The organism is Gilliamella sp. W8145, from assembly GCF_016101145.1.
GTDB lineage: Bacteria > Pseudomonadota > Gammaproteobacteria > Enterobacterales > Orbaceae > Gilliamella > Gilliamella apis_A.
The window spans coordinates 1230133-1249362 of record NZ_JACFRC010000001.1 but is presented as its reverse complement, the minus strand read 5'-3'; the positions used below and the strand labels follow the sequence as shown (position 1 = coordinate 1249362).

Below are 19230 nucleotides of genomic sequence, written 5' to 3'. Positions count from 1 at the left end.
CAGTTAAATATTATATGTACGAAAGGTCTAAATTTGTTTTATTTTTTACTACTAAAGAATGGTATTAATGAAAATATTATGACCACAAAATAGGTACTGCAAAAGGAAAATTAGTAAATGAATGACAAAGCAACAATTAAATTACCTAAAAATGTATGGTTATTATTTGTAAGTCTTTATATTACAGAATATGTTGGTATTGGCTTTTTGACTATCGCCTTAGCTTTAATCCTAAGAAAAGATGGCATGGAGTTAGACCAATTAAGTCTTATTCCTTTAATGATGTTACCAATTGGTTTAAAAATTTTATGGGCACCTGTTATTGATAAATATTTAAAAAGACGAATATCTCATTATCGCAATTGGTTATTTATCTCTTTAACGCTAATGTTAGTATGCTTAATCTTTATAGCTTTGTTAGATCCTATAAAACAGTTTTATATCATTTTACCCATCATTTTTATTTTTTCGACCATGACTGCAACTCAAGAATTAGCCATATCAGGATTAGCCTGTAATATTTTTTTAGTTCAGCAACGTTATCTAATTTCAAGTATCAAAACCAGTGGTTCTATGATAGGTAATATTTTAGGTGGCGGAGTAATTTTACTACTTTATGCCTATATTGGTTGGATGGGTTGTTTATTATTAATTGCTATTTTAATTGGATTTACATTAATTCAACTTTTCTTTTTTGAAGAGTACCGTTACTGTCAAAATAAACCAATATATGAAAATATGGATCCTAAATATTGGAAAGATCTGATTATCATCTGGAAAGGTAGAATTAATTGGTTAATTATTTTGATACTTATGCCGTTTAGTTTCTTACCGGCTTATAATCTATTATCACCAATACTTGTCGATGATGGTTGGGCATTATCAGATATTGCTATTTTATTAAAAGTATTTGGATCCATTGTTAGCTTAGTGGCTGTTATATTAGTTGCAAAAATCCTCAAGCGATTATCTAGGAAACAAAGTTTAACATATTCATTACTTTTTCATGCTTTTGGTTTACTTGCATTCATCCCGATCTCGTTAGGTTATGTTAATATTTTTAATGTCTATTTAGCCTGTTTTCTTTACTTCTTTAGTTTACCTTTAATGTCTATTGCGATTACTGCCATCATAATGGACAACTCAGATAGTTCACAGGCACGTTCTACTGCTTGTAATGCTCAATCAGCGCCAAGTTTTATATGTGGATTTATCGTAATATCACTAAGTTATTATCTTGCACAAAAATTTGGTTATTTTCCAGTTGTAATCGGCTCAATAGTATTGGCATTTTTAAATGCATTTTATGCAAGTCGAACAATGGGAAAATAGTATCAGAATAGGTAGATAGGATAACTTTAAAGCGTAATTGGATGGATAATTAAATTAGTATGCTTATTGCTCAAGATATTGAATACCAAATTCAAGATACCCTTGTTGTTAATCATGTAACGACTCAATTTCAACCAGGGCTTGTCTATGGTATTGTTGGTCATAACGGTTCTGGCAAATCGACATTTATTAAATTATTAGCAAAGCAAATTGCCGCAACATCTGGTGTTATCACATTAGATGAAAAAGAACTGACTCACTATTCACATAAACAGCTCGCGAGAATACTGAGTTATTTACCACAATATTTGCCTACTGACATTAATCTGCCGGTTAAAGAACTGGTTAAATTAGGGCGATTTGCATGGCATGGTGTACTTGATCGCTATACGGAAAAAGATTATAAAATTGTTGATCAAGCATTAATACAAACAAATACTGCACATCTTAAAGAACGCTACTTAAGCTCACTGTCAGGAGGAGAACGTCAACGAGTTTGGTTATCCATGTGTTTAGCTCAGCAAAGTCAATATCTTTTACTTGATGAACCTCTTTCAGCGTTAGATATTAATTATCAAATTGAAGTAATGAAATTACTTCGACAGCTGGCCCAAAAGCATCGAATAACCACTATTATTGTTCTTCATGATATTAATTTGGCCAGTGAGTTTTGTGACCAGCTATTAGCTTTTAAACAAGGTCACTTAATTTTTGATTTACCGACAAAACAGATGATTACACCATCGATTTTACAGAAAATTTATGGTGTTCATTTTGAGATCATTGATCATCCTACTCGAAGTCATAAGGTTGCTTTAGCATGAAGTTCAAAATAACCCTAATTAGCCTTGTGATTGTAAGCTCTATTTTATGGATAACGCATTTACCTGATAGTAATCAGGATTATGCACAATTTGATAACCCAACTAGAATTATCACTACGGATTGGACTATTGCAGAAACATTATTAGCTTTACAAGCACCGTTAGTGGGAGTAGGTGATACAAAAGAGTATGCCACGTGGGTAAGTGAACCAGTCTTAAATGATAATATTGTTGATTTAGGGTTACGATCACAACCTAATTTAGAAGTGATTGCTAATTTAAAACCGACTCTATTGATAAATTCAACTTGGACACAAAATCTGATCCCTAAAAATATTATTCCCATAAATTTAGCTGCAATTGATTTTTACACAAATGAAGGTACAAGTTGGTCGCACATCGTGCAAACAACAGAAAAATTAGCGCAACTAGTCAACAAAACCACACAAGCTCAGATATTGATAAGCCAGACCGAAAAACAGTTTACCGATAATATCCAACGATTAAAGAAAATACCAAAACAGTCCTATGCAGTTGTGCAATTTATTGATTCTCATCAATTACGTATCTATGGCGCCAATAGTTTATACGGTGTGGTATTAACCAAATTGAATTTAGATAATGCATGGCAACATTCGACAAATGCATGGGGATTTAGTCAAATTAGTTTAATTGACTTAACGACATTACCTAAAAATACGAGTCTTATTATTGTTAAACCTTATCCCGCTAATGTTAATCAGCAATTAGAAAAGAATTCATTATGGCAAAAGTTGCCATTTAGTCAGCAGGGAAATTATTATATTTTACCCTCCGTGTGGGGATTTGGAGCGTTACCTTCAATGCAACGGTTTAGTTATTCATTAACTAACGCTTTAACTAAGCAAACAGTGAATACATGGTGATTGTATGTCGGCATTGAAGAAAATCATCTTAATTAATTTATCTCTTTTTTTACTTGCACTGATAGCAATCGTTTGGATTATTGTGCATGAGTTACATCAGCCTTTTTTGCAAGTTGATTTAATTCAAGTAAGTGTATTAAAACGTATAATTCTTGTCGATAACTGGTTACCTCGCTTTACTATGGCTTTATTGGTTGGAGGGGCATTAGGTATTAGTACCATCATTCTACAGCAAGTTACTTATAATCCCTTAGCCTCTGATTCAACGTTAGCTGTAAGTAGCGGTGCTTATATTGCCCTACTGGGCACTCATCTTTTTATACCATCATTATTACTTTGGTTAAGTAGTGCAATGATTGCATTCTTTGGTGGACTTGCCAGTTTACTGCTTGTGTTTATGATGTCTTATCGTAATCAATTTTTACCAATCAGGATGCTACTGTCAGGTTTGATATTAAATTTATATTTGGGAGCATTAGCCACAGCATTAGTTATATTCCATCCAGAAGCGGCTAAAAATATTTTTGCTTGGCAAGCTGGCTCATTAATTCAAGATAGTTGGCATGATGTCAAACAGATAGTTATTGTCTCTTTGATTGCATTTTCCATCCTGATTTTATTATTGCGCGCATTTGAAGTTATGCAATTAGGTGAAACTCAAGCAAAAAGTTTAGGTGTACCGGTAGTGGTGCTCCGTGTTGTCTGTATTTTGTTTGTCGCTTATTTATGTGCTACAACACTAAGTTTAGTCGGGATGATTGGATTTATCGGCCTAGCCGCAGCTACCATGATTAATCAATTGCAGTTAACTAAAGCCTGGCACAAGCTTCTCTTTTCATATACAACAGCAGGATTAATTTTATTATTAACAGATTGTCTTTTAGTTATTATCCAGTTCTATTGTTCTTTTTATTTGCCTGTCGGCACAGTCAGTGCATTTATTGGAACACCTTTATTACTTTATTTAATTTTCAAAGCGTTACCTACAACAATTAGTATATCAAGTAATAACTCTTTAACTCGATGTGATTTATTAACGCCTATAAAAACAAGGGGACACTGGATATTAGCGATATTAATAATCTTAATATTATTATGGTTTAGTTTAACAATCAGTAATACACAATACGGTTTTATATCGACTGGTTGGAATCATTCTCTTATAAACATTAAATTACCAAGAATTATCACCGCCATTTCGGCTGGAATCATGTTAAGCACGTGTGGCGTTTTACTGCAATGCATGACCCATAATTCTCTGGCTAGCCCTGATTTGTTAGGTATTAGCTCAGGTGCAGCTATTGCTATTATTGTCACAGTTATGACGATGGGGTCTGACATCATGCCACTTTGGTTGCCGGGATTATTGGGTGCTCTACTGACCTTTTTATTTATTATTGCAATTAATATTAAAAATAAATTCCAACCTGAAAAAGTGGTTTTAACGGGAATAGCTTTTGCCGCTTTTTTAACGGCTCTGATTCAATTATTTTTAGTTACTGGCGATCCGCGTATTCAATATTTATTAATATGGTTATCGGGATCAACATACAGTAGTGGGCTACTAAGTAGTGTGGTGATATTTTTAGTAGCATTATTCATTTTATTTATATTATTAATATTTTCACGGTCAATAAGCTTGTTGGAATTGCCAGAAAATATGAGTAATGCATTAGGAATGAATAGCAATATTGTCCGTTTTTTATTAATTGTCGTTTCGACCATTTTAATTACTTTAGCCACATTACAAATTGGACCACTTAGTTTCATTGGTCTACTTGCGCCATTAATGACTCGGATTATTGGTTTTCATTTCATCCGTAACCAATTACTCATGTCATCGCTAATTGGAAGCATATTAATGATCGCTGCTGATTGGTTAGGTCGTAATATTATGTTTCCTTATGAAATTCCGACAGGAGTTATGGCATCACTGATTGGTGGGTCTTGCTTTATCTATCTAATAAGGCGTTCTTGATAATGTCGGCTTTTTTGCAAACTTTTAAACCATATGGTCATACTATTTTTGCTATTAGTCATGATAACAATATTTTGAGCATACTGATGGCATTATTGAGGAGTTCAATGATCAACTATATGAACTCAGTTCATCACCAAAAAGGAGAAAACTATGAGTTATTCAACTCATTTTAAACCTAAAAATCGCATTTTAGCTTGTTCTATATTATCTGTTTTACCTATCATCGCATATGCTGAAACAACCGATACAATGGAAGTTGTTGGTTCAATGGCTAAAACAGGCACGGTCAAATTTTATGATACGCAATCAACAGATTCTATTGATGAAAAGCAGATTAAAGATAAAGACTATAAAAAAGTTGACGAAGCACTATCTTATACTTCTGGCGTATTGAATAGTTCATATGGTCATGATGGCCGAACAAATTGGTTGAAAATTAGAGGGTTAGATGCTTCTTTTACTTTAGACGGTATGCCTCAATTTACTTATAGTTATTTTGGTTCAACACCTGAAATTTTCGGACTGGAAAAAATAGAAATATTAAAGGGCGCAAGTTCTCAACTATATGGTTCATCTAAACCTGGCGGTACTGTCAATATGATAACCAAACGCCCCAAAAATACTCCGGCTGGTGAAGTTAATGTGTTTTATGGAACACATGCACAAGTAGGAATAAATGGAGATTATAGTGGCATATTAACTGATGATATACGATATCGAGTAGTGGGTGCCTATCGAGATGAAAATGGACAACAAACTAAAACTGGATTAAAGCATTATTATTTTGCGCCGAGTTTAACATGGGACATAAATGAACTAACTTCTTTAACTTTATTATCAAGTTTTCAACGTGATTTTGGCATTCCTGAAAATGGATTTTTCCCTGCTTATGGCACGCTATTTCATTCTAAATATGGGAAAGTAGCAAGGGATACTTATTATGGTGATAAAGATTTTGATAATTTTAATCGTAAATCAGAAACAGTCGGTTATGAATTTAGACATCAATTTAATAATGGATTTGTTTTTACACAAAACTATAAATATGCTCATCAAGATTTAGATTTATCAGGTGTTTATGGTATGGATTTCACACCAACAGTTGATGGAAAAAATTATTCACGTTTTGCATATTCTCAAATAGGTATTAACAATACTCATACAATTGATAATCGCCTTTCTAAAGATTTTGAATATGGAAATTGGCGAGACACATTATTAATTGGAATTGATTATTTAAATACCTATATGAGTGGAAATAATTTTAGTGGCAGCGCTAGTACAGTGAATCGTTTTAAACCAAGATTAACCCATTCAAATATTACAGGTAGTTATTCGCCTTTTAAATTAAAAGCACAAGAATTAGGTGCATATGTACAAAATCAACTGACTTTTGATAATAAACTGATTTTCAATCAAGGTATGCGTCATAGCAAAATAAAAAATGATGGATACTGGAGTGGTTCTGATTTTAATCGTGATTATAACCACAATGCCTACAATGCAGGTTTAATGTATATTTTTGATAGTAATATCGCACCTTATATAAATTATTCAGAATCATTTTTGCCAGTGTATGGTTATGATAGTGTCAACAAAACAATGTATCGACCTTATGAAGCAAAACAGTGGGAAGTAGGGGGGAAGTATGAGCCTGATTGGTTTAATGGTACATTCACTCTGGCCTATTTTGATATTAAATCTCAGAATTCATTTGTTTCTAATGGGACAGGGCAAGCATCACAAACATTAGAAACACGCAGTAAAGGTGTAGAGTTACAAATAAAGGCTGATATTACTAAAAGTATAGATATGGATTTTGCTTATACTTACACTCATGCTAAAACAGATCAAACAGCTTCATTGACAACACGTAGTTCATTAATTCCAAAGCATGCTGCTTCAGCTTGGGTAAATTATAAATTTGATGGTGAGTTTGATGGGTTAACTGTTGGATCAGGGCTTCGTTATATTGGTAAAACTGTTGATGAAGTCTATTATCCAAATGAAAGTGTACCTAGTTATACCTTATGGGATGCAATGGTTAAATATCAGTTTAATAAATCATGGTCAGTACAAGTTAATGCAACTAACTTAACCGACAAAAAATATATATCAGGTTGTAGTTATTGGTGTTATTACGGTGCGGAACGCAGTGTGGTTGGAACGCTTAGCTATAAATGGTAGCTATCAACTTTAAACTAATAAAATGCAAACAATTGTTTGCATTTTTTATACTATTTAAAAAGGTATCATTAAAATAAGACAGTTAGAAAGTTCATCCTTGTTGGTTTATATTTGAACAGTTTAAAATGAAATTAGCTTTCTATATTATGGTTTGACTTTAGGTCCATAACTCCAGTCTAGAATGTATGGTTTATAATTAATATCTTGTTCATTATACTTTATAGAAGAGTCCATATCTTCCTCTTCATCTGAAGGAATTTTACCAACAAAATCATTCAAATCACCTACTTTAGGTATTGTAGCAAATTCTTCAATAGTGACTAATTTATCGTTTTTAACGTAAGTGATCTTCCAAATGTAATCTGTAGGCTCTTCACCTCGATAAAAAGTATCAGCAAATTTTTCTACCGTAGTTAACAATGTAAATAACTCACCACATAGATCTGATTCATCAACACAAAACTCAACCGAAACTACACGATAAATATTGTTACCGATGATATATCTTGCGACCGCTTCTCTGGAATAATCGTTTTTATCAGAATAATTATTAATAATAAATACAAAGCGACCATCATCAATATCTGCTGAGTAAGTTAAATATTCTATTCCATCATTTAAAACTTCTTTCTGTTTTTTAAATATGGATATATTTTCAGTATTTGGGGTGGCAAATAATGGAGCAGCAAACAACAAAGATAATATAGTGATTTGTTTTAATAGTTCTTTCATGTGTCATATTCCTATATTTTTATATGCAACAAATTATCTAAATATGCATTTCAGTAAAGATCGCCGTTTATTGCATTTCAATTTGGTTATTGTAGAAATGTTTGGCGCTCAATATTGCCAACAAAATGGACAGATAAGAGTAAAAAACAGATATTTTTCATAAAAAACCGAACATAAATAATCTTCTAATAAATAAATGCTAAAAGCAATGTTTCCCTTTAAAAAAACTCACTTTTTTGGTGTTTTTTGATAAACTAATTATTAATAAACAATATAATCGTAACAGATATAATATGTAGTATTTGTTTTAATTTTTTTATTTAGGAAAAAACGTGCGAGCTTTTTTTCAGCAATCAAATTTTACTGATGGAGCACTAGCTTTAGCGCTTTCTCCTGCATTGACGCCAACAGGTATTGTTAATCATCCGGTATTTTTTTCTGGTTTTGCTCTTTACCCTCAAATTATTGCAAGAGGATTGCTTGTATTAGCAGACATTACTTCTACGAACTATTTCCAGTATAAGCCTGAGTTTCAAAAAGATCCGGTACTTTCAGCGCAAGGTGATCGTGTAAGAGCAGAGTGTTTTTCTGCCTGTAATGGGGTATATGCACGTTTAGATTTATTAAGAGAAGGCCTTGATGGAGAGATTTATCGAGGTACTACTAATGTTGATATTGGTATTGGTTTAAGACAAGCTCTTGCTAAGGTTAATAGTAAAGACAGACTTCATTTAAATATAGGTGATCAAGGGTTAGTAACACGGTATATAGAGGATAAAGGCAATCATCTCAAAGGGTTAGATAAAATCATTTTACAACGGCCTGTTCAAATGCCTAATCGGTGGATAAGAGCTTTAGGCAATATCGCTGAAATCCATAAAAACATGAAGCCAGTTTTTACAATAAAAGGACCTCAAGCACAAATGTTTGTGAGTACTCTACCTAATGTAACGAGTAAAAATCAATCTGGTTGGCTTGTATTATCGCGTTCAGGTATTAAATTAATGTCTAGAAGCGATACGCATAGTGTTTATATATCTGGCTTGCATCGTCTCAATGCACTTAAACGTCTAATAACTAATATTATAAGTTTAACCTTTTACTGTTTGCAAAATAACGAGCAGGGGCCATGCATGATTGAAGTAAGCCTTTTGGGCGCTCGTTTAACACTCAGCTTAACAGCTGAAGCATGGCAAGGATATTCTGGTGAAGGAGCATTGTTAACCTCTTTAGTTTCATCAGCAGAACAAAAAGATTCAAAAATAGTGAATGATCTTTTACAGTTTGATGCGCTTATTAATAAAGAACAATTGTCAAATGCTTCAGCATTAGAGGATTATCGCATTGAGCGGGCACTTGCTTATCTTGCCGTTTGTGGAAAACTTGGGTTTGATGCATATGAAGGTTCTTATTTTCATCGCGAGTTACCAGAAGATCCGAAGCGAGTTTTAAAAGATAACCCACGGCTTATTGGTGCGCATAAATTAGTTGATCGGATCGAAAAAATTGATGAGATGACATGGATAGTCAATTCTACAGATGATAGTTATCGAGTGTCTATTCCAACAAATCAATTGAATTGCAATCCTCAATGTACATGTAGTTGGTATCTTAAAAATCAACAGAAAAAAGGCCCCTGTAAGCACGTTTTAGCTGTACAAATCAAGGAAGGTATTTATGAACTCTAAGCTTGAAGAAGCCGTCGCTATTTTTAACTCTTTGGGATGGGAAAAAGTAACTATAGATACCATATTACAGCAACCACTAGGAACAAAAGAACAACAAAAAATTGCGCTGAATGGTCTAAAAAATGGAGACTGGGAGCGTCTTATTAAAAGAGAAGCGAACAGTACTTACACCAATGAAGGATATATTGAATGCAATCTCAAACATATTACATTGTATGCTATTAGGATTGGAGTTTCTATCACCCGTGCTCTAGAGTTTGCTTATTTTGCTGATAGGCCATTATTACTGCCTATTATTAAGGATAAGGGTGAAAAGTATGCGACTAACTTTATCAGCAAAGCTTGCGTATCCAGAAGAAGAGTATTTGAACACTCTTCAAGTGTATTTGGTGATATTGCAGTTCAACTTGTTGATCAGTTAAATTTAGCTATTCCTGAAAGCTACGAATATATGAAAGATTGGGCCGTTTATGCTGCTTTGTCCATGGGATTACCTGCTGAAGACTATTCTAGAGCAGTATCGACACAAGAGTTACCAACACAAGAACAAATAAAACGCAGGTTTTCTGAGCATATTAAAATAGGGATTGCCGTCAATGTACCTGCAACCGGACCATTCTTTTCTGTATTTATCGAAGGTGTTAAACAAGGTTGGCTCTCAAAACACGATGCAATAGAGTTTATCTTTTTTGCGTTAGATAATGCTATTCGACCTGGGGATAGAAAGGTTTGGGTTAGTGCTATAGATGAGTTGGGGATAAGTACTACAACGTTACATGAAAGAGCAGCAATTTTGATTCCTTTACTTGCCAAAGGTGAATCAAGTGTAATTGCAAAAATTGCGCCTATATTGATTGAGAATGTTGATGATGAACTTTTTAATGAGGTAATGATAGCCTCATTTTCAGCAAAGGTTAAATCAACAAAACAGTTAGTTTTAAAAACAGCAATGACAAGAGTAGCCCCTAATGATGTAGCGCAACTCACACCATGGCTGGCGATATGGTGTGACGATAAAGATAAATCTATTGCAAAGTTAGCTCGTCAATTGGCTAACCATTGGCAACTCAATTATGCACAAATTGAAGAAAGTCATACACAGGACATTAAACATCTTTGGCAAAAAACACCATCTTTATGGATATGTCCTCAATTTGATTGGGGAGAAGTTACACCTCAAGCACTAACAGAGCTTGCCAGTGAACTGGTTAATCGAAGAGAGTTTGTTTGTGATACTGTTGCTGAAAGATTTTTAGCTGTTGCAAATAAGATCGCTTATACCGATCCTCAATCGGCTAAAACAAGTTTGGCTGGATTGAAAACAATATCTTTTGATGTGCTATTTTATTTAATTGCTTGTTGGGTGAAAGGAATCGAACCTGAAGGCTATTGGGGCGCTGATCAGAAAGATATGGTACATGAAGTATTGCATGCTCGTAATTATGTAGTTTGTAAAAATTTAGATCAATTACCTTGTATTTTATCAACTCCCAGTAAGAGTGATCTTTCAATTACAGTTGATGATCTTTGTAAACGGCTAGAAAAATATCAGAAAAATAATATTCATGCACTTGAAGCAGATATATTTTTAGCTTTAACTCGTTTGGATACCAAAACACAAAGTAGTAAAAATTTAAACTTATTAAAAACGTTAAAGGTTGATGTCATTTTACAATCAGGTAAAAAAATGCCTGTTAACGCTGGTGACATAGTTTTAGCTTATCTTGATTGCCCTGTAAAAGAAGTTTTATTAGATTATAATGAGGAATATTTTGGGGATATAAAAATTCCAACCACTCCATCATTACAATACTTTCCTAAACGGTTTGATTCTTTACGTGATTTGACTACTAGTGCATTTTCTGTGTTTCCGCTCTGGGGTGATGCGGCTATACGACTGAGTGTTTCCTCATTCAATGAAATGGAGCATGCCAAAGGCCTCATTTTTAGGCAAATTGCAAAACGGCAAATACCGTTTACTGCTGGTGTTGCAATGAATATTCTCGCTGCACAGCGTTCAGCATCACCCCGTGCTATAGCTGATATAGCCTTAGCCGTGAATGAGGCATGGGAAAGAGGTTTGCTTATACCAGGAATTGCTGATGTTTTCTTACTAGACTGGATAAATAGCACTCCTTCTAAATTAGTTAGCTTAGTTGCAACGCTGTCAAATATTGCTCAGCAAGGGCTTTTATCAGTTGTATGGCCAATTTTAGACGAATTAATTTTAGCCTCTTTAAAAGCGCCGAGATTACTAGTGGGAACTGATGAAATTGTAAATGCTATAGCAGAATTTTTACCCGAAGTTCAGTTTGCAGTTACCAATGGACTTGCGTCGCCAAATCAACTGGATCTTTTAGGTTTGAGAACTTTAGCTGAAAAAACAGGCAGTTCACGGGTAATCAATGTAGCAAAATATATTATAACTCAATTACCAGACATTAAGTCTGTTAAATCAAAAAAATCTAATGAAGTTAATGTAACTGATTTTGATAAAATTTGGCCTAAAAAAGAAAAAAACATTCCGGTACTTGATGATGGCGCTATTATCTCAATTGATTTATTTGAGCAAAGCAAATCTAATTCCGCTTTCATTTTTACATTGAAACTACCAGATATTAATGACCGAGTTTTTCATATAATAAAAACAAATTGGTTTTATGATTTAGAAGAAGGGCAATGTCAAGCATATCCAGCCCCCATAGAACACCCTAAATTTACAACGGATAGCCAGAAAAGTGTTTATTTGCATTGGGATAATGATAAAAAAGCCTTACTGGTCAGCAAATATCGAAATTGGTTAAAAAATGAAGATGGCCCATTGTCTAGTACAAAAATACCAGCATTATCAAATGTTTCATTATTTCTAAATTGGCTAAGTAATAAATATGAACCATTATCTAGTACAGAAATACCCGCATTATCGAATACTTTATTAATGGTTGTTATTGGGCTTCTTGCTCAAGATGGCGAGGGTGCCTATTTTGCTGAAAATTATGTTTTAACGGGTCGTATTGATGAAGGAACTGTTCGTAGAGCAATTTTACTATTTTTAAAAAATCCCATTGTAAGTCCTGCAAAACTTATTAGGTCATTAGAAAAAGAAATTAAATTTTTACCGCTACTTTGGCCTATTTTAATTGAATGTGTTCGTTTTGTTGGTAATCTTGTTAGTCGAGGGGAAAAAATACCAGTCTGGACAAATCGTATTTTAGATATATCGTTACAGTATGCTGCTTATTTGAAAGAAGCTGCATTGCGTGGTTACATAACAAACAAAGATGCTAAATGGGAAGGTCTACATACAATAGCTTCATCAAAATTAAAGTCAACAGCAGTTGCGAAAGCAAAACAGTTGCAAGAAGATTTAAATATTAACCTTTAATCAAAGACTGTTACAGTACTATTAAATGTATATTTATTTTGTTATTTCTAGTGCATCATGAACTTTAATGCCTAAATAGGATGTTATACTTTTGTAGTAGTATGTCTATTTAGGTAATTGTTTTTTAGTTAGAATGAGCCTTAAGCATAGCTAACCCCTTTATCCATAGTCACCCAAACGAGAGTGCTTTATTAATCCCAAAATATTAATATGATGGTATACACTCCTCAATTATTTTTACAAATAAATGATGGAGTGATACTACAGGGAAGAAAGATAACTAACACTACAATAAAAATGACTTATCCTGAAATCAGTTATTTCTTTACCAAAAAATTCCAGATAGAATACTTGCAAATATATATTTTTTATATAGTTATATTCTCGGTTAAACGTATATTGATTAAATTTAATTTTTTATCATAATAACGATGTGTATGAGGAATAGGTGTTCCTCTAGTTTTGTACTCAATATGAAAATGTAACATACTATCTTCAATATTTATCAAGTGTATTTTTTCCATATTCGGATGCATTGTTAATTGTTTACATAATGATTCAAAAGAGCAATTAGTCATTTTATCTAATTTGGAAAGTATTAACTCAGTCTTAATTCATCAAGGTATAAGTGCTTGCGAACGCTTGATACAGCTCAATGGTATTGCGATTAATCAAATGCAATCTTTGGTCAATATTTCTGAAATGAAGAATCTTATATTCAGTTAGTAGTATATAAACGATAATACAGTGTATTTTAGGTATGTAATGCCTGAAATACGCTGTACAAACAGTAATGTTTTCCGCATATAGTGTCTTTATTATCAATTATTAAAGCTCGTTTCAGTTGTGATGGTCTCAGCCCCAAACTAGATAAACATGTTCTGCTAAAATGAGCCGAATCAGAAAATCCCATATCATTGGCTAATTTTGTCAGTGTTGTAGGGGTGTCGAGTGTATCAATTACATCCTGTAATCTTTTCCACAATAGATAACCCCTGAAATTAATACCCAACTCAGAACGAAAAAGATGAAGAAAGCGACTTTCAGAAAGGTGTATTTTTTCGGCGATTTCCCTCGATGAAATTTGCTTTATGGGTAATGATGAAATAATAGAGACTGCTTTATTAATGCGGTTATCTTGATCACATGAACAATTAGCATCTGACTCACGTAATAACTTATAGACGTGATAAAGATCAAATGGTTGGCTAATCGTAACAGATTTCATAAAATAACTGGCAATTTTTAATGCTTCTTCTTTAGTTAGAAAATAAACAGGATTAATTTCAGTAAAATGCGATAATAAGTGATAATAGGGATTTTCTGGGTCAATAAGCAAATTAATACAACAGACATCTGGTGCGCTCAGTTTATGAGGAACATTTGATTGAATAATAAAACCAAACACATCTTTTTTTTCATCTGGTGTTTCTAGCTCAAAAGACATATTGTGCAATGATATTGTCAATTGAAGAGAAGGGTGACGATGCCAATCCGTCGTGATATTGTTTATAAAAAGCAATGTAGATAAATTTTGTCGGTGCACTTTAACTAACAAATCATTGTCTAACATGATATTTTATCCTTGCTAAATAAACATCCTTGTCATCAAAAACAGTAACATAAACCATATGTAAAGACTATATATACGTAATTCGATTAACTAAAACTTACTAAAGGATAACACATATCATATATAAAGTTAATCAAGAACAATACAAACGTATTTTTGGCTATTTTAAACCTATCACCAAAAATTTTATTATAGGATCTCAAAATATTTCGCAATCTTTTTGCCATTTTCAGTAGATAATTTTAATATTAATAATTTTGATGATTTACCATTAAAATTAAAAAAAGATGTTCAATAATTTCCAGTAAGAAGAAAAATAGAGTTCTTAGCTAGTAGAATGTGTTCAGCTACGGCATTAGAAAACTTATTGCGTGATGGAGAATATTACTGGAGACTAAAAAGTTCCAACGGAGCCGTTTTATGGCCTAAAAACATAGCTGGTTCAATATCTCAATCTAATAATTTTGTAACTGTGGTTACAATAAAACACTCAAATGAGGTTGAAAGCATAGGCGTTGATATAGAAAAAATAATGTCCACTCAAAAAGCAATTGATTTAAGTCAAACGATCTTAAAATGCCTACTCCCAGTGACATGATAATGGACATAACACATTACATTACTTTAGTATTTTCAGCCCAAGAGAGTTTATATAAGGCGTTTAGCTCAACTGGTATTACACTTTCATATGAAAATATTTTTTGCATAGGTATAAACAAAGAAAAAAAACATGTACATTACATGTAGGTAATCCGATCAATAAAGTTTTTGAAGTTCATTTTTATTTTTCAAAATATCATAATCTTGTTATGACTTACGTACTTATCTAACCAACTATTTTTCTATTTCATTCTTTGATGTAATGGTTGATTTTGCAAACCAAACAACTATGATTAATAGTATAAAAATAATTCCATATAGCCAAAAAATTTCGTTGGTTGCGATTACCAGCCCCTGATTAGTAATATTTTGTGCTAGTTTTGCCGAAGCTTGAGTTTCAGAAAAACCTTGCAACTGAAACTGCTGATATGTGTATTCTAGCGTTTGTATATTTTGATTCATTAGATCAGTTAGTTGGTTGTGATGAATTGCTTCACGATGTTCCCATAATGAATTTGTTAAAGAAGTACCAATGGAAGTAGATAATGTTCTAAAAAAATTAAATAAACTTCCTGCTGCCGCTAACTTGTGAGAAGGTATATCAGTTAAAATTATTATATTCAAAGGCATAACAAAGCAAGCTATCGCAAATCCTTGAAAGAATTGGGGCCATGCAGAACTCGAAAAATCCATATTAGGCTCAAACGAGTAAGCTCTCCAAAAAAAGCACAAAGCAAAAACAATGAAACCAAAAGTCACAAGCTTCCTCATATCTAAATAGGGAACCAAACGGCCGACAATTGGAGCAAGAACGATAGGAACTAAACCGATGGGAGACAATGCTAATCCAGCCCACGTTGCAGTATAACCAAAAACTCGTTGTAATAGCTGTGGTTGCATAACTAATGTTCCTATATGTAGCAAAAATGCCAAACTTATGCAAATCGTCCCTACTGTAAAATTTCTTGATCTAAATAAAGATAGATCAACAATAGGATGATTCGATGTCATTTCCCAAAGAACAAAAAAAGAAAGTGTTACTAACGCTATCACAGATAAAATAATAATTTCAGATGAATTAAACCAATCCAGTTCTTTTCCTCTATCTAAAATAAGCTGTAAACTACCAACACCAAATATTAATAAAGCAAGCCCGATAGTATCTATTCGAGATTTACTTATTTCTGTTTCTCGTCCTTTTAATAATATTCGAATACTTATCCATGCTATTAGACCAATTGGCACATTTAGTAAAAAAATCCAGCCCCAAAATAAATTGTCACTTATCCATCCACCCAAAATAGGTCCGCAGACGGGAGCAATAATAATAGTCATCGACCATATTGCTAAAGACATATTTTTTTTGGAATCTGGAGAGTTAGCTAATAATAAGCTTTGAGAAAGAGGAATAATTGGTCCAGAAACCGCACCTTGTAGTACTCGTGAAATAATTAACATTTCAAGGCTGTTGGACACACCACATAACCAAGAAGCAAATACAAACAACAAAATTGAAAACAAAAATAATTTAACTTCCCCAAAGTACTTAGCTAGCCATCCAGATAAAGGAATTGAAATGGCATTGGATACGGCAAATGATGTAATTACCCATGTTGCTTGACTACTTGATGTTCCTAGGTTTCCAGCAATAGTAGAGAGAGCTACATTGGCAATTGTTAAATCTAAAATTTGTAAGAAGGCCACTGTTGCCAATGCAACAATAAGCCCAATTAATTTTGCACCTGATAGATATAATGGTGACATTTTATGATTCACTGAATATTACTCTCTAAAATTAAGTTATTTTGCATAATTTCTCGTACTAGTTGCTCGAATTCATCTAAGTCGTAAGCAAGTACATCTGTTTGATATTTAATTTCTTGAGGTGAAATATCAGTAAGTAATTTTCCACTTACATCACTGGTATCCACTGTTACATACATAGATAACCCTACCCGTAATGGATATTCCTTAATTTGCTCTTTATTCAATTCAATACGAACAGGTAAACGCTGAACTACTTTAATCCAATTTCCTGTTGCATTTTGTGCTGGTAATAACGAAAATGCACTTCCCGTTCCCATAGCAATTCCTGTAATCACCCCGTCGAATTTAATATCATCTCCATAAAAATCACTAGTTAACTTAACTTTTTGTCCTATTCGAATGTGTTTTAATTGAACTTCTTTAAAGTTAGCTTCTACCCAAACTTGATCCAAAGGAACAATAACTAATAATCGTTCTCCTCTATTAACCTGTGTTCCAACTTGGACTTGGCGCCTCGAAACATATCCAGTGACAGGGGAAACAATTGTTACTCGTTTTAAGTTAAGCCAAGCTTCCTTTAGTTTAGAAATAGCTTGCTGAATACGTGGTTGTTCTAATAATGAATTCTGCATTAATAGGGCATTATTAATTTCTAACTCTTGCTTGGAAATTTTTAAGTCATTTAACGCAATTAATACATCTTGCCTAGCATGCTCTATTTCTTCTTTTGAAATAGCATTACGAGACCAAAGGCCTTCTCTCCGAGCTAAATCTTTTTCTAATTTATCTAATGTCGCTTGCTTTAATTGAATACTTGCTGACAATTTTTCAGTTGTCAGTTTGATCTGTTGAATTTCTCTTATTACCTTGGCTAATTCATTTTTTGCATAACTAAAATTATTTTCAGCATCAATTGATTCTAATTGAGCGATAACATCTTTTTTTCTTACAAAGTCATTATCATCAACGTAAATGGAGGAGATTCCTCCGCTTATTTGAGTATGAATTGGAATTTGATTTCCCATAACATACGCATTATCTGTAGATTCTGTAAACCGAGAAAACATGTACCAAAAAATGAAATATCCTATCCCTGAAACAAGGAAAATAACAGATAAAATAATCAATTTTTTATATCGTGTTAAACCATTGAATTGTCGGTCATCGGTGTTGTTTTCCATCGTACACTCCATTTACATCTTTTATTTTAATCATTGCTTCTATGAACAGCATCACAAAATACTGTTTCATTAAGCAGACATTCCACCATCAATAACTAGAGTTTGACCCGTAATATAATTACCCTCACAACCGAGTAAAAAATTCACAGACATAGCCACTTCCATATTATTTTTTATTATGTTACTCCATCTCTTGTTTGGTTATTAGATTGTGAAAAGTTAACGACATTATATAAATGGGTGACTAATATTGTCTTGAACAAATAAGCTGACTTCATTTTATAAAATAAAATTATTGATTTATTTAACTCTTTATATTTCAAATAGTTATTTATTCCTTGACAATTATTCTCATTTAAAAAAAAGAATGAGAGATCTAATATAGCTAGTTTATTCAATTAAATAACCTTTGAATTGATACATGCTCACCCAACATATATCTATTAGAGGATAAAATTCATGACTTACGACAGTGTAATCATTGGTGCTGGGCAAGCTGAACTGTGTTTATCATCATTTCTGACTAAAAAAATATCACTGTTCTTATATTAGAAATGGAAATACATGATTTTTACATGGAAAAAGTGACGGAGAAGAAATTGATGGCTCTAATCACTATAGAAAACAAGCTGTATCGCCTTACGTTATGCCTAGATATGTGAATAAATTAATAAGAAAAATAAAAAAAGATTCTAAAGTAGATATAAAATCATTCTATGTTAGTGAAAAAAATATGGCCGATAGATTTAAAAGAGATATAAAAAGCAAAATAACATCCAATCCTGCTTTCAGAAAATCAAACCAAGACGTTTTTATGGAAGTCGGTGGGGAGAATTTTCTGGTTATTAAAAATAATAAGCCTACATGTGCAACAGGAAATGCAGCAACATGTAGAGCAATAAGATATTTAGTGACATCAAATAAAATTTTTGATAATTATATATCTCATATTGGAGTTTTCCCTCTTTGTTCATTGGATAATGTATTAAATGGGTATGGAGCTGCTACTTCTTTCTATGGAAATCTCAATTTACCATGCTTGTTAGTTTTTTGGGGAAAATCATGTTTTGAGTAG

The 19230-nt window shown here is 32.9% G+C and carries 13 protein-coding genes and 1 pseudogene; 10 read left to right on the top strand and 4 right to left on the bottom strand.

Annotation, left to right across the window (positions count from 1 at the left end; translation table 11 throughout):
- Nucleotides 1-117: 117 nt before the first annotated feature.
- The 5 genes from H3T80_RS05635 (at nt 118) to H3T80_RS05615 (ending at nt 7229) form a co-directional block, all read left to right on the top strand.
- A complete protein-coding gene (locus H3T80_RS05635) occupies nt 118-1332 on the top strand; it encodes an MFS transporter (protein WP_086359347.1) in 1215 nt (404 codons plus the stop codon).
- A gap of 59 nt (nt 1333-1391) precedes the next feature.
- Complete coding sequence (locus tag H3T80_RS05630; RefSeq protein ID WP_086363302.1) at nt 1392-2156, top strand: ABC transporter ATP-binding protein; 765 nt, start codon at nt 1392-1394, stop codon at nt 2154-2156.
- Nucleotides 2153-3061 carry an iron-siderophore ABC transporter substrate-binding protein gene (locus H3T80_RS05625; protein WP_198200588.1) on the top strand — a complete coding sequence of 303 codons (909 nt, stop codon included), beginning with the start codon at nt 2153-2155 and terminating at the stop codon, nt 3059-3061. Before H3T80_RS05630 ends, H3T80_RS05625 begins: the two co-directional genes overlap by 4 nt.
- Nucleotides 3062-3065: 4 nt before the next feature.
- A complete protein-coding gene (gene fhuB, locus H3T80_RS05620) occupies nt 3066-5039 on the top strand; it encodes a Fe(3+)-hydroxamate ABC transporter permease FhuB (RefSeq protein WP_198200586.1) in 1974 nt (657 codons plus the stop codon).
- A 153-nt stretch (nt 5040-5192) separates the two neighbouring features.
- Nucleotides 5193-7229 (top strand): TonB-dependent siderophore receptor, encoded by a 2037-nt coding sequence (locus H3T80_RS05615; protein WP_198200584.1) that lies wholly within the window; start codon nt 5193-5195, stop codon nt 7227-7229.
- Nucleotides 7230-7373: 144 nt separating this feature from the next.
- Here H3T80_RS05615 and H3T80_RS05610 read toward each other — a convergent pair whose 3' ends face one another.
- Entirely contained in the window at nt 7374-7961 is a 588-nt protein-coding gene (locus H3T80_RS05610) for a hypothetical protein (RefSeq protein WP_110447333.1), read from the bottom strand.
- A gap of 332 nt (nt 7962-8293) precedes the next feature.
- Between H3T80_RS05610 and H3T80_RS12410 the strand changes: the two genes are divergently transcribed.
- The 3 genes and pseudogenes from H3T80_RS12410 to H3T80_RS12405 all read left to right on the top strand — a co-directional run.
- On the top strand, nt 8294-9649 hold the full coding sequence (locus tag H3T80_RS12410; protein WP_198200582.1) for an SWIM zinc finger family protein: 1356 nt from the start codon (nt 8294-8296) through the stop codon (nt 9647-9649).
- Nucleotides 9639-13034 (top strand): hypothetical protein, encoded by a 3396-nt coding sequence (locus H3T80_RS05600; RefSeq protein ID WP_198200580.1) that lies wholly within the window; start codon nt 9639-9641, stop codon nt 13032-13034. Before H3T80_RS12410 ends, H3T80_RS05600 begins: the two co-directional genes overlap by 11 nt.
- Before the next feature lie 564 nt (nt 13035-13598).
- Nucleotides 13599-13760 (top strand): annotated as a pseudogene (locus tag H3T80_RS12405) (KilA-N domain-containing protein); the annotation flags it as partial.
- 28 nt (nt 13761-13788) lie between these two features.
- Here H3T80_RS12405 and H3T80_RS05595 read toward each other — a convergent pair.
- Nucleotides 13789-14607, bottom strand: coding sequence for a helix-turn-helix domain-containing protein (locus H3T80_RS05595; RefSeq protein WP_198200578.1), 819 nt, complete (start codon nt 14605-14607; stop codon nt 13789-13791).
- A gap of 316 nt (nt 14608-14923) precedes the next feature.
- Between H3T80_RS05595 and H3T80_RS12400 the strand changes: the two genes are divergently transcribed.
- Nucleotides 14924-15205 carry a hypothetical protein gene (locus H3T80_RS12400; protein WP_370548266.1) on the top strand — a complete coding sequence of 94 codons (282 nt, stop codon included), beginning with the start codon at nt 14924-14926 and terminating at the stop codon, nt 15203-15205.
- A 236-nt stretch (nt 15206-15441) separates the two neighbouring features.
- Here H3T80_RS12400 and H3T80_RS05585 read toward each other — a convergent pair whose 3' ends face one another.
- Together H3T80_RS05585 and H3T80_RS05580 are read right to left on the bottom strand one after the other, a co-directional pair.
- Complete coding sequence (locus H3T80_RS05585; RefSeq protein WP_198200573.1) at nt 15442-16971, bottom strand: DHA2 family efflux MFS transporter permease subunit; 1530 nt, start codon at nt 16969-16971, stop codon at nt 15442-15444.
- A gap of 8 nt (nt 16972-16979) precedes the next feature.
- On the bottom strand, nt 16980-18155 hold the full coding sequence (locus tag H3T80_RS05580; RefSeq protein WP_198200565.1) for an efflux RND transporter periplasmic adaptor subunit: 1176 nt from the start codon (nt 18153-18155) through the stop codon (nt 16980-16982).
- A gap of 658 nt (nt 18156-18813) precedes the next feature.
- Here H3T80_RS05580 and H3T80_RS05575 point away from each other — a divergent pair.
- A complete protein-coding gene (locus H3T80_RS05575; protein ID WP_198200556.1) occupies nt 18814-19230 on the top strand; it encodes a hypothetical protein in 417 nt (138 codons plus the stop codon).